The sequence below is a fragment of the Bacillus sp. FSL M7-0003 genome, from assembly GCF_038628485.1.
Lineage (GTDB): Bacteria > Bacillota > Bacilli > Bacillales > Bacillaceae > Bacillus > Bacillus safensis.
In genome coordinates, this window is the sequence record NZ_CP152024.1 from 2,023,455 (window position 1) to 2,036,428 (window position 12,974).

The window sequence follows — 12,974 nt, forward strand, 5'->3', positions numbered from 1 at the left end:
ATGCTTATCATTAATGAAAGTGTATCACAATTGATAATGATTTTCAATATTAATTTAACAAATACTGATTGAGCGCTTTCTCTTCTGTTTGAATTCTCACAGCCATCATCCATGCATTTAAACATGTGAACAAAATGGCGGTAAAATAAGCATTAAACAAAAGCGGGATCAGCATAAGCTCAATTGCCACCACTACATAGTTAGGATGCTTTAACCAGCGATAAGGTCCTTTTTTCACCATCATCGCATTTGGTACAACTAAAATCTTTGTATTCCAATACGTCCCAAGAGAACATAATGCCCAGTATCGAATCACCTGTGTGGCCAGCAGGAAAACGAGCAGCACAAGAAAATAGCGCGACGCCGGCCTGTTTAATCCCCATACCTCAACCATAAGTGAGAGAAAAAAGCCCGCATGCATAGCGACCATATAAGGATAATGACTTGCACCAAATTCAATGGCACCGATCGCTTTTACTTTCTTTTCATTTCTTTTAGCCACAAGCATTTCAATAAGCCGCTGACAAACGAAGAAACCAATGACGAGCCAAATGATCATGATAAAACCTCCTCCCATTTCATGAGCAGAAGTTCTGAGGAAAAGCCAGGGCCAAGCGCTCCGCAAAGACCCATATCTCCCGCTTCAGCAGATTGATGTTCAAGATAATGTTTGATCACATACAAAACTGTGGCAGAGGACATATTTCCGTGTTGTTTAAGTACCTCTTTTGATGAAAAAAGTTGATCCTCTTGTAAGGATAGACTTTCAATATAGGCGTCAATCACTTTTTTTCCTCCAGGATGAGCAAGAAAAACTGATAGATCTTCTGCCGAATACCCTTGCTGCTCTAAAAATTGATCAACCTGCTCTTTTAACCAGCCGGAAATAATGGAAGGAATGTCACGGGAGAAAATAACCCGAAAGCCGTCACTTGTAAATTCCCAGCCCATCACATCCTCAGACTCTTTCATTGTGACGGATTGTGTACCAATCACTTTAGGGACTGTTTTGAGATGGGTATATTCTGATACACCTTTTTCTCCAGTTAAGAGTATCGCGGCTGTCCCGTCTCCGAACAAAGATGTCCCGATTAAATTGCTTTTTGATTGATCTTGCGGCTGGAAAGTTAAACTGCACAGTTCACAGGCGACAACCAGCACCTTTGCTTCTGGAAATGCCCTTATGTATTCGTAAGCCCGGGACAACCCTGCCGCTCCGCCCCCGCACCCTAATCCCCAGATCGGTACTCGTTTCGTATAAGGCGAAAAAGGAAGAACATTCATCAGTTTTGCATCAAGACTTGGTGTCGAAAGTCCGGTGCTTGAAATAAAAAACAATGCATCGATCTCATCAAACGAAATCGGTTTTTTCAGGAACGCCTTCTCATGAAGACAGTGTATGATCGCTTCTTTTGCATGAGCCAATGCTTTTTCCAAATAGAGATTGTTTTTCTCCTTAAAAGAGTGGTGCGTCTGATACCATTCAATTGGCTGCACAAACTGTCTGCTCTCGATTTCTCCGTTTTGAAAAGCTCTGAGCAGCCGGTCGATATCTTTAAACGATCGTTTAAATTGGGATCTAGCAAAATCAGCCGCCTTTTTCTGATCCACATGATGTTTTGGCAGACTCGTTCCAACAGAAAGAATGTACGCCATCGGCTTCACCTCTTTTTTCGATTAATATCCCCTATCGAAAAAAGGATATACATGCCAAAACGTCACAATTCAGTCAAAATATTTTCCTCCGGCTAACTTTTTGTCTTGACGACAATTGATAAATATTGGATAATATAGGTGAAAACATGATGTAGTTTTCCTCCTTCACAGGTTCGTTCTAAGCCAAGCGAACCTGCTTTTTTATGCAAAAAAACACTTCTAAAAGAGAAGTGTTCAGACCGTAGAATCCCCCCTTTACTTTAAATAAAAGTGGGGTTTTCACTATAATTATAAAGGGTTTACGCTGGACATAGTGTTTTCCATGTATGATTTTGACTTTGTGTACAGTTATCTAGAAAAGAACAAGTTTTACAAACCTCTGAACCGGACACATATTGTTTAAATCCTTCTCTAGTCGTTGTACGGTAAGAGAGAATTTGCCGATATGGGCACAATATGCGTCCATACACGCATTCATTCTTTTTAAAATAATCTGCTGCTATTCTCGGACGAATGTAAGGCTTGACAGGTTTATCTCTTGATCTATAAAAAGTTAGCTCTGATTCAGTTGTACTGACTTTGATTTCTTTTGTTTCTTCTTTATTTTGTAGTGGTAAGAACTTTTCTCTATGATTTTTGAGATTAATCGCCTCTGTCTCCACTTTCCACATGAGCACCCTTTTTTCAATGAACTCGTCATTATACAACACTTTCATAAGGAATCTCCCTTTCGCTTCGAATTATGGGCAAATCTGCTGCTATCTTAGCGTATAAATATTAACGTTTCGATCATTATTCGGAATGATTTTATTTAAACATGAATGGATCACCTTTTTTTGCTGATCAACACAAAGTAACAACCATATAAAAAGGATTTTTTCCACTATATACTTAATCAATATGAGTACCAAGAAAAACAGTGAAAAAAGAAAGGATCTACAACATGGTTCGGCTCTAAATTTCATTGACTGGAGTGATTGTAATGAAAAAGGTTTCCAAAAAAAAGACACCCTACAACACGATACTTCTCTCAAAAGTAATTGGTTTAGTGCTTCTTACACTGTTTCTCTTTTTTATCTGGGATATGTCTAAACCCCATTTGCAGGCGACAAATGGGCAAGCAAAAAATGTTGCCAGCAGTGACTTCCGTGACACAAGCATCAGTCTGAAAGCAAAAGATCAGTCTACAAGAACATTGGATACACATTTTAAGGCCAATTCAAACCAACAGGCAACGAATAAAACGGTCTTTTTAACATTTGATGATGGTCCTTCGGCTACATCAAATCAGCTGTTAAATGTATTAAAAGCACATCACGTGAAGGCGACGTTCTTCATGCTTGGACCGCAAATTCAAGCACACCAATCAACTGTGAAAAGACTTTATCAAGAAGGACATCAATTAGGTCTTCATGGCATGACGCATGATATAAACCTCTTTTATCAGAACAGCGAGTCTCCCGCAAATGAAATGAGAGAAGCTCAGCGTATTCTTGCCTCTGTTACAGGCGTCTACAGCCGTCTTGTAAGAACCCCCTTTGGCAGTGTTCCAAATTTAACATATCATCAAAAAGTACGTTTAAACCAAAATGGCTTTATTTACTGGGACTGGACGATTGATAGCCTTGACTGGAGATATAAAAACTCACAATATGTTCCAGAGGTATTGAATCAATTGCAAATGTTTGAGAAAAATAAACCATGGGAACCAAAAGTTATATTAATGCATGATCAACCCTCTACCACAAACTATTTAGATAGCCTGATTATACAGCTAAAAGCAAGGGGCTATACATTTGCAGTCATTAACGAAACAATGCCGCCGGTACAACATGAATAGTGCTAATCACAAAAAGCCCGTATCCAAAAGATGCGGGCTTTCAGCTTGTAGACAAACCCTCACACGCTCCTTCCTAGGATCCTAGGACTTCAAAGGTTTTTTATCAAGCTAAAAAGAAGACAAAGAGCTAAAATAAAAGGTCATTTTAGCTCTTTGTCCATCATCTGAACCCCTCTCCAAGAGAGGGGTTTACATAACAGATTGCTTAGGTTCTTCTACCAGGTCATGCCCGGCTTCTTTTTTAAAAGGAATCATGTGATAAATAATATGAAGCAAAATAGCGGTAAAGCTTCCGGCCACAATGCCGTTACTTGTTAATAATTTAATCGAATCTGGCAGATGCTCAAACATTTGCGGTACGACAGTAACTCCTAAGCCGATTCCCACGGAGCAAGCGACGATCAGCAAGTTCTCCTGCTTTGCAAAGTCCACGCGCGAGAGCATTTTAATACCGTATGCAATGACCATGCCAAACATGGCAACCATTGCACCGCCAAGAACTGATTTTGGAATAATCGTCGTAAAGGCAGCGATTTTAGGAAAAAGACCAAATAACATGAGCAATGCCCCTGTGACGACAATGACTTGGTTTTTCTTGACGCCTGTTAACTGGATCAATCCAACATTTTGCGAGTAGGCTGTATACGGAAAAGCATTAAAGATTCCGCCTAATAACACAGCAATCCCCTCTGCCCGATAGCCTTTAGCCAAATCCTTCTCTTTTAATGACCGGTTTGTTAAATCACCTAATGCGAAATAAACGCCTGTTGATTCAACTAATGACACAATCGCAACTAACGTCATGGTCATGATCGGTGCAAATTCAAAGGTCGGCATCCCAAAATAAAATGGCTCAATCATACGGAAAACCTGAGCGTTTGCCACCTCAGCTGTTTCCACTTTCCCCATAAACGCAGCAACTGCTGTCCCAAGAAGAATACCGATTAAAATGGCGATCGCCTTCATAAATCCTTTCGTGAATCGATAGAGCAGTACAATGATAAACAGTACAAGGAAAGCGAGTCCTAGATTTTCAAAAGAACCATAGTCCGCACTTCCTTCTCCTCCTGCCATATTGTTCATCGCTACAGGAATGAGGGTGATACCAATAATGGTGACGACAGAACCAGTGACAACAGGCGGGAAAAATTTCACAAGCTTTCCAAAGAAAAATGAAAGAAGAATGATAATACATCCTGAAGCGATAATACTTCCATAGATAGACGAAATCCCATACTTAGAGCCAATCGCAATCATAGGCGAAACCGCAGTAAATGTACAGCCTAATACAACGGGCAGACCGATCCCAAAGAAGCGGTTTTTCCATACTTGAAGCAATGTGGCAGCCCCGCACATGAAAATATCCGCCGAGATTAAGTAAGTCAGCTGTGCAGGCGTGAGCCCGAGCGCATCTCCAACAATGAGCGGTACAAGAACAGCACCGGCATACATCGCCAGCACATGCTGAATACCCAGTGAGAGCATTTTGACTTTTTTAGCGGCACTCATGATTGTACCTCCCGTACAAACGTGACTTTCCCTTCCTCAAGTGATTCAATACGTGCGAGCGACTCAACGCGGTAGCCCATTTGCACAAGCGCATTTCTTCCAGGCTGGAATGATTTTTCAATGACAATGCCAAATCCGGCTACTTTCGCCTTCGCCTGCTTTGCAATCGCAGCCAGTCCTTTCGCAGCTTCACCATTCGCTAAAAAGTCATCGATGATTAACACACAATCATTTTCACTAAGATGCGTATTTGAGACAGCAATCGTGCTTTCTACTTTTTTTGTAAAAGAGTACACACTGGCTGTTAACAGGTTATCCGTTAATGTGAGTGATTGACGTTTTCTTGCAAACACAACAGGTACTTGAAGAGCAAGTCCAGCCATCACAGCAGGTGCGATGCCAGAAGATTCAATTGTGATGATTTTTGTAATGCCATCATGCTGAAATAATCTAGCGAACTCTTGTCCGATCTCATGCATTAACACAGGATCAATTTGATGATTTAAAAAAGCATCTACCTTTAACACTTGATTTGACAGAACGATTCCTTCGTTCTCAATTTTTTGACGTAACAATTCCATCATTCTTCCCCCTAGCATATTGGCAAACATTCAATTTTTGGTATAAAAAAAGCATTGCTGTCCATGAGGAGCAAGCAATGCGAAAACGATCAACGGATCTTCAGCTCAAACAAGAGCTGTTTCATTTTGCTCACTCATAGTCGGACCGTATCGGTGTCCGGTAGAAACTTGCGTGCCATCATCACGCGATTATATGAGTGTTATAGTGTTCAAATTATAACAAGATTTCAGACGCTTGGAAAGCACTTTTCTAGAAAAATACCGAACTTAAATAATAGATCAGAACAAAATGTTCGTTTTTAGAATATTCAAGCATCAAAAAAGCACCCCTCTCATGAAAGGGTGCCCTTCTTTTATGATAAATACAGTTTCGTATATTTATCCGTTAAGTAGTCGATTAAATATTGCACATTTAATTCTTCACCTGTTGCATCTTGAATAATTTCAGATGGCTTTTTCCGTTTACCATGCTGGTGAACATGTTCCGTCAGCCATTCTTTTATCGGTGCAAAAGACCCAGTTTGAATGAGCTCATCAAAATTTGGTAAATCTTTGATCATTTGCTGCTTTAATTGCGCTGCATACATATAACCAAGGGCATATGAAGGGAAATAGCCAAAGCTTCCATCAGACCAGTGAACATCCTGCAAGATACCGAGTGCATCATTAGGAGGCGTAATACCAAGATACGCTTGATATTTTTCATTCCAAAGTGCAGGCAAATCTTCAACTGCTACTTCTTCATTGAAAATCGCTTTCTCAATTTCATAGCGGATGATAATGTGAAGCGGATATGTCAGTTCATCGGCTTCAATTCGAATGTAAGTCGGCTTCGATTCATTCACTGCATGCACAAAGTCTTCTAAAGAAACATCTTTAAATTGCTCAGGAGAAGCTTCTTGCAGCTTTTGATAATACGTTTTCCAGAAATCTTCGTGTCTGCCGATAAAGTTCTCAAAGAAAAGAGACTGTGATTCATGGATACCCATCGAAGTCCCATCACATAAAAGTGTTCCGCTCAGTGCTTCATCAATGTTTTGCTCATAAATCGCATGACCACATTCATGAATCGTGCCAAAGATCGCCATTCGAAAATCATGCTCATCATAACGGGTCGTCACACGTACGTCACCTCTGCTTAACGTTACAGCAAAAGGATGGACTGTTGTATCAAGGCGGCCTGCGTCAAAGTCATATCCTAATTCTTTTAAGAAAAAGAGACTCAATTCCTTTTGTTTATCGATTGGGAAGCTTTTCGATAAAAATGAAGTATCCGGCTTATTAGGTGAGGCTTCGATTTTTTTCACTAGAGGAACAATAGCGTCACGAAGTGCACCAAATTTTTGATCAAGCTGTTCAACCGTCATATCTGGCTCATAGTTATTGAGCAGCACATCATAAGGCGTTTTTTTCACGCCCCAATATTGGATGAAACGCTTGTTAAAGTCAATAAGCTGTTTTAAGTATGGTGCAAAGAGTGAAAAGTCTGATTTCTCCCTTGCTTCTACCCATACATGCTCCGCTTTTGATTGCAAAATCGAGTATTCTTTAAATTCTTCTTTCGGAATTTTACTGTTTTCATCATACTCTTTTTGTGATAATTCGAGCGCCTTCTGTGTATCTTTTGACAGCTCATCTCGATGTTTGTTTAATGCGAGAAGAAGATCTCTCATTTCATCAGAAGTCTTCATATTAAAAATATCACTTGATAATTGACCGATCGTTTCAGCTCTAAAATCCGCACTTTTTTTAGGTGCTTGTGTTCTAGAGTCCCAATAAAGTAAATGGAGCGCCTCTGTATAATGGGCGATTTTCCCTAGTAATTGATAAAACGCTTTCTCAGTTGCTTCAAGACTCATGCGTTTGTTCCCCCAATCAATAAAATATGTATGTACGTTTCAAGGCTACTTCAATGAATGTTCTTTTGTCAATGAAAAAGGAGGATACACCGTGGTATCCTCCTCATTTGCAAGTTTTCACCTATTTAAGATGTGATGATGGGCTTCACTGGCAGGACGGATTCAATTTTACTTTGAAGCTTAGTATCTTCCTGACGATCAAAGTAAATATGAATGCTTCCTGCGTCTTGGCTTGTCCGGATCAGTCTTCCGATCCCTTGGCGTAAGCGAAGCAGCATATACGGAAGGTCAACTTCAGCATGTGCATCCTTTGCTTCATTCCTTTTCGCTTCAAATACTGGATCATGCGGCGGATAAGGAAGTCCCCAGATGATCACATTCGTTAATGATTCACCTGGAATATCAAGCCCTTCCCACAGATGAACTGAGCATAACACGGATGTCTCATCAGCTTGGAACTTTTGAACAATCGTGCTGATTTCCTCGTCTCCCTCAAAATATACGTCAAACGGCAGTGATTCATTTGCTGCTTCAAGTTGTTTTCTAAAGAAATGAAGTTCATCAAATGAAGGGAAGAGAATCAGAGATCGTCCTCCATTTTCTTTCAGCTGAGTCATCACTTGCTGTGCTTTTGCCTCTTGCTCAGCGAGCTGCTGAATTCCATGGAAATAAATCTTCATTTGTTCATCGTAATCATACGGCGAAGCGACACTCATTGATAAGTAATCTTTAATCCCAAGACTTTCAGCTAAATAATCAAAGGATTGATTCTCAGACAATGTAGCGGAAGAGAAAATATATGGTCTTTTTTGAGAGAATACTTTTTCGCCAAGTACCTCTGCGACCGTCTTCGGCATCACAACAAATGTTGTATCTAATTCCTGTTTTTCCAGCCAGCTAATGGCATTTTTTTGATAAAGCGATAAAGAATACGCCATTTGTTCAATGTATTCTTCCACAACAGATAATTCGTATTGATCGATCGTATACATCTCAGATTCAAACACGAGCGCTTCTCCGATTTTTTCAAGCAAGTCACACAATTCACTTGCAGAACGCTTCACCTCATCGACACGCCCAATTTCAAGCCGGTGCGAGCCTTTGACTTCTTTGGCATGCGTTTTTAAGAGATAAAAGAACTCATCGTTTGTTGCAAGTGCATCTTCAACAAGCTCTGCAAATTCTTCGCGTATGTCGTTTTGCAAAAGACGTTCCAAAAATGTTTCGAGCGTTGATTGCTTCACTCGGTACGTTAACGCTTTTTGTGCGGCAAACTCGAGAAGATGTCCCTCATCAAATACGACGGAGCTATGCTCAGGAAGCAGCGGAAGCTGACCCTCACGTTTCCGGGATTCCTTCGTCCACACATGCTCCATGTAAAAATCATGTGAACAGATGATGAGATCTGTCGCTTTCCGGTAATGATCTCTTGATAAATTCAGACCGCAGCGATGACGCATATCGCACGTCAGGCAGTCCTGAAACGAGTCATAGCCAATTAGTGACCATTCATCATTTGATAACTCTGGATACTCTTTTCGATCGCCATACGGATAAAAGGTTTGCATGCCATGTGATTCATGAACAAATGAAGGCAGTGATTCATAAATATCGAGCCACTTTTCATCATCTTCACGCTGCATCGTTTTCTCCAGCTTTTTTAAGCATAAATATTGATCATGCGATTTACTTAATCTCGCATCTATTTGAATATCAAGGTGATTGGCAATTTTATAGATATCACCTTCTTGTTTAACGAGCTGTTCAATTAACGTTTCGTCTGCACATGCAATAATCGCAGGCTTCCCTGTATACCTTGCATATGTGACGGCAAATAATAAATAGACGATGGTTTTGCCTGTGCCTACCCCAGCTTCGGCAAACATCACACTTTTTTCTTTAAAGGCTCTTTCTAGTTGAAAAGCCATAAATATTTGTTCATCTCGAAGATCAAAGCCCTTTTCTGGCAAAATGTCATAAAACACATCACCAATCCAGTTGCCCAGTTCTTCGTAAAAATTGTGTTCTTTTGATAATGAAAAAGGCAAACGAGATGCTGTCACCTGCTTCAACCCCCAACTTTTGAATCATTCAGACATTCAATAGTACCATTTACGCTGGGGAAAAACAATCTTTTTTTATGAGCGCAGGCGATGCTGATAGCTTTCCTTCATTAAAAATGCATGCTCAGAACGTTCTATGTATGCCTGAGCCAGCGCCAAATCTTCAATGGCTGCCGTAAGCTGAGCAGATTGTCCACCTTCATGCCCTTCAATTTCTTGAGCAGTCGAAGCGAGTGCTTTTTGGATTAACTGAATTTGATCATAATGAATCATGAAGACACCTCTTTTTTTAAAATCAAGTTCAGTTTATTCCGTCTTGCTGAGAGTTATACCTTTTCAGCATAAAAAAGCCGCACCTTCTTTCGGTGCGGCTCTTTATTACGATTCAGTTGATTGCTTTCTAGGCGGGCGTTTTCCCCAATATTGATAATAGTCTGTTTTGATAAATCCGTTAAACAGTTTTCTCTTTTTCGTCGCTTTTCTTCCGAAGCACTCTTCGAATTTTTCGTGTGACGTCAAGATGTAAATGGACCATGTATCTAGGTTCTTAAACGCTTCACCCATTCCTTGATACATTTTTTCAACTGCTGGTTTATCACTCAGTCGTTCACCATAAGGAGGATTTCCGACAATCACACCGTACTCTTCTTTTGTTTGAAAGTCTTTTACTTGCATTTGTTTAAACTCAATCAGTTCACTCAGTCCTGCTTCTTCTGCATTCATTTTTGCGATATCTACCATACGATGGTCGATGTCACTTGCAATAATGCGGAGCGGCTGATCATAGTTTGCTTTTTCTTCTACTTCCACACGCGCTTTGTTCCATACGTCTTCACCGATCCATTCCCATGATTCAGACGCAAAATCCCGGTTAAATCCTGGGGCAATGTTTTGTCCTATCATCGCTGCTTCAATGGCGATTGTTCCTGATCCGCAGAAAGGATCAACAAACGGACGGTCAGGTGTCCAGTTCGTTAATAAGACGAGCGCAGCAGCAAGCGTTTCTTTAATAGGTGCTCCGCCTTGATCCATGCGGTATCCGCGTTTATGAAGACCTACACCAGATGTATCAAGCGTAAGAACCGCTTTATCTTTTAAAAGAGCGATCTCGATTTTATATTCAGGTCCCGTTTCTTCAAGCCATTCAGACTGAATGTTGTAGGAGGATTTAAGCTTTTGCGCAATGGCTTTTTTGACGATGCGCTGGCAGTCCGGCACACTGGCAAGCTGAGATTTAACAGATTTCCCGATGACAGGAAACGTACTGTTTTTTGGTAAAAAAGCGGCCCAGTCAATCGCTTTCGTCCGTTCAAAAAGCTCATCAAATGTTTTAGCCGAAAATTCAGCAACTTGTACCTTGATCCGGTCTGCTGTACGCAGCCAAAGGTTTGCACGGCAAATCGCAAGAGCATCCCCCTTGAAAATCACTTTTCCGTTGTCGACTGTGCACTCATAGCCAAGGTCTCTTACTTCTTTTGCAACAATTGCTTCAATTCCCATTGGAGCTGTTGCGATGAGTGTATAGGTTTTCATTGATTTATCACCTGTTTTCTCGTCCTTTTATGTATTCAAGATAAAAGCTCTCCATATGTTGAAATAGGAGAGCTTTGTTTCATCATGTTTATTATAACGGATTTAACGTTCTGTAAGCCATGTTTTGTTCCATCGTACTGCAAACGGCAAATGCCTCGTACTCAGGTGGTAATCATCTATCTACAGAATTCTCTGTCCTTCTCTCCGTTTGGTTCCTTTGAGAAAGTTCCCCTACCAAGTTTGGGTTTCTCGCTCGAGGGGTTTACCGCGTTCCACTCTCACCATTTCTAGTGAGACTTCGTCACTGTGGCACTTTCAAGGATACTTTGCCATATCCTAAAAAGGACGTAGGCATTTTTCCTGCCGTCAGCCTTTCCCAGGCTGCCCTGGCTTATTTTTTCGCCAGGCACGAACACTACGGGCATCTCAGCACCGTGCGAGCATGGACTTTCCTCTGCAATGCCCTAAATAGCATTACAGCGATTACCCGAACGTTAATCAATAAGCGTTATTATAAACGACAATGACATCTGACACAAGCTTTTTTCAGCAACACTCAATCATAAAGTTTGCTGCCGAAAACGTGTTTCTCAAGGTTCGATAGTCTTTTTAAAATATCAAAGTTTGTTGTATTAGACTGTGCAGGCTGTCTTTTCCCTTGTTCAACAGCTTCTTCAAGCTGTTTTGACAAGTGGAGGTTTTCTTGTTGAAGTTTTTCGATTTCTTGGTTGAATGTCTCATAGTCTTTAATGACCATATCTAAAAATTTATCGACTTCTTCTTGTTTGTACCCTCTGACACCTGTTTTAAATTCTTTTTCTAAAATTTCTTTCGCAGAAAGCTTTACTTTATCAGCAAGCATCTTTTTCACCTCATATCGTGAATTCATAGTATATTTTTTCAGAAATACGTGACGTTGTCAAATTTTCTCTTGCTTTTAATCAAAAAACGGATCTTCCGCCTCAACCTGCGCTCTTAGATCATCCATCGTGATGTACATAATCGGGTAATCGGTATAGGCTTCCGCCTCCCTGATCATATACTTCGGCGATCCCTCATGCTCAGGATCATATAAGACGAGAAGACCATCTGTTTTTTCAATAAAAAAGCGGTTCTTTTGTTTAAATTGTGCCGGACTTTCGTACGGTCTATGCGTGACACTTTCTACAAAATCGGCCTGTGCAAGAATTCCTTCATACAACACTTTGTTTTGTTCATTCCAGCGCTCTTCCTGTTCATAAAATGGCGTAATGACTGCAAGTTTTAACGCTGGATATTCCTCCTGAAGCTCAAACACCACTTCGGCTGTCCAAATTTCTGCCCCAAGCTGGCCTGATATGAGAACCCATTCCAGACCTTCTTCGATAAGGGCTGTCAGCCTTTTTTGAAGCTCCGCTTTTATGTATTGAAGTGCAGGCTCGTCTTGTTTGAATATCCCAAGCTCAAACGGCTTGTACCCTGTGACAGCAATAATTTTCATTTTTTCACCTGCTTTTAAAAAATGGGACTTATAAAAGTCCCATTCACTTTATCTGTTACAGCAAGGTCCACCGCAGTTAAAGTGTTGATGTGTTGTCGGGTCCACCTGAGAAAACGTATGCGGGAAGTAGTGAACATGTTTGAAATTATGGTGGTGAACATTTGTCACATGCTGCGGGTGGATATGCGGCACAATTGTTGTTGACTCGCTGTGTGTACAGCAATGATTCGTCGGATGAACAATTGGCTGTGTAACATTCGGATGGCAATGATGGTGATGATGGTACATGTAGCATTCCCCTCTCCTTTATTTTCTTACATTAACAATGTATGAATTAAGAGGTGTACATGTACTAATGCATTAACCTATTTTAAAAGTTGGCAAGAAAAATATCTTTATAGTTTGAAAACACAAAAGCGACCAAAATGACCACAAGAAAAAACAAGTAGAAAA

12 protein-coding genes, 1 other RNA gene, 1 pseudogene and 1 riboswitch are annotated in these 12,974 nt (G+C 40.6%); of the genes and pseudogenes, 1 reads left to right on the forward strand and 13 read right to left on the reverse strand.

Annotated features, from left to right (window positions below; all coding sequences use genetic code 11):
* Positions 1–49 precede the first annotated feature (49 nt).
* From MHI23_RS10205 to MHI23_RS10215, 3 genes and pseudogenes are all read right to left on the reverse strand, one after another.
* Positions 50–559: an isoprenylcysteine carboxylmethyltransferase family protein gene (locus MHI23_RS10205; protein WP_149126523.1), complete on the reverse strand. Its 510-nt coding sequence runs from the start codon at positions 557–559 to the stop codon at positions 50–52.
* Entirely contained in the window at positions 556–1,656 is a 1,101-nt protein-coding gene (locus tag MHI23_RS10210; RefSeq protein ID WP_149126522.1) for a 3-oxoacyl-[acyl-carrier-protein] synthase III C-terminal domain-containing protein, read from the reverse strand. Before MHI23_RS10210 ends, MHI23_RS10205 begins: the two co-directional genes overlap by 4 nt.
* A gap of 323 nt (positions 1,657–1,979) precedes the next feature.
* Positions 1,980–2,357: pseudogene (locus tag MHI23_RS10215) on the reverse strand (hypothetical protein); the annotation flags it as partial.
* Between the two features lie 281 nt (positions 2,358–2,638).
* On the opposite strand from MHI23_RS10215, the gene MHI23_RS10220 reads away from it, so the two are divergent.
* Positions 2,639–3,496 carry a polysaccharide deacetylase family protein gene (locus MHI23_RS10220; RefSeq protein ID WP_339239606.1) on the forward strand — a complete coding sequence of 286 codons (858 nt, stop codon included), beginning with the start codon at positions 2,639–2,641 and terminating at the stop codon, positions 3,494–3,496.
* Between the two features lie 189 nt (positions 3,497–3,685).
* Here the strand turns inward: MHI23_RS10220 and pbuX are convergent, their stop codons facing one another.
* From pbuX to MHI23_RS10270, 10 genes are all read right to left on the reverse strand, one after another.
* The gene (gene pbuX / locus MHI23_RS10225) at positions 3,686–5,005 is read right to left on the reverse strand and encodes a xanthine permease PbuX (protein ID WP_197172695.1); all 1,320 of its coding nucleotides are present in this window, start codon (positions 5,003–5,005) and stop codon (positions 3,686–3,688) included.
* Positions 5,002–5,586, reverse strand: coding sequence for a xanthine phosphoribosyltransferase (gene xpt / locus MHI23_RS10230; RefSeq protein ID WP_125587080.1), 585 nt, complete (start codon positions 5,584–5,586; stop codon positions 5,002–5,004). Before xpt ends, pbuX begins: the two co-directional genes overlap by 4 nt.
* Positions 5,587–5,703: 117 nt before the next feature.
* A riboswitch (purine riboswitch) is annotated at positions 5,704–5,803 on the reverse strand.
* Between the two features lie 136 nt (positions 5,804–5,939).
* Positions 5,940–7,445, reverse strand: a complete 1,506-nt coding sequence (locus MHI23_RS10235; RefSeq protein ID WP_025093083.1) for a carboxypeptidase M32 — start codon at positions 7,443–7,445, stop codon at positions 5,940–5,942.
* Positions 7,446–7,570: 125 nt separating this feature from the next.
* Positions 7,571–9,508, reverse strand: a complete 1,938-nt coding sequence (locus tag MHI23_RS10240; RefSeq protein WP_342491943.1) for an ATP-dependent DNA helicase — start codon at positions 9,506–9,508, stop codon at positions 7,571–7,573.
* A gap of 75 nt (positions 9,509–9,583) precedes the next feature.
* Positions 9,584–9,781, reverse strand: a complete 198-nt coding sequence (locus MHI23_RS10245; RefSeq protein WP_024422762.1) for a hypothetical protein — start codon at positions 9,779–9,781, stop codon at positions 9,584–9,586.
* A 105-nt stretch (positions 9,782–9,886) separates the two neighbouring features.
* Positions 9,887–11,041 carry a class I SAM-dependent RNA methyltransferase gene (locus MHI23_RS10250; RefSeq protein WP_056767100.1) on the reverse strand — a complete coding sequence of 385 codons (1,155 nt, stop codon included), beginning with the start codon at positions 11,039–11,041 and terminating at the stop codon, positions 9,887–9,889.
* A 108-nt stretch (positions 11,042–11,149) separates the two neighbouring features.
* Positions 11,150–11,536: RNase P RNA component class B (rnpB, locus tag MHI23_RS10255), an RNA gene on the reverse strand.
* A gap of 61 nt (positions 11,537–11,597) precedes the next feature.
* Positions 11,598–11,903: a cell division regulator GpsB gene (gene gpsB, locus MHI23_RS10260; RefSeq protein ID WP_012010336.1), complete on the reverse strand. Its 306-nt coding sequence runs from the start codon at positions 11,901–11,903 to the stop codon at positions 11,598–11,600.
* Positions 11,904–11,978: 75 nt separating this feature from the next.
* Positions 11,979–12,521: a DUF1273 domain-containing protein gene (locus MHI23_RS10265; RefSeq protein ID WP_056767102.1), complete on the reverse strand. Its 543-nt coding sequence runs from the start codon at positions 12,519–12,521 to the stop codon at positions 11,979–11,981.
* A gap of 48 nt (positions 12,522–12,569) precedes the next feature.
* Complete coding sequence (locus MHI23_RS10270; RefSeq protein ID WP_073206049.1) at positions 12,570–12,809, reverse strand: CotD family spore coat protein; 240 nt, start codon at positions 12,807–12,809, stop codon at positions 12,570–12,572.
* Positions 12,810–12,974: the final 165 nt, after the last annotated feature.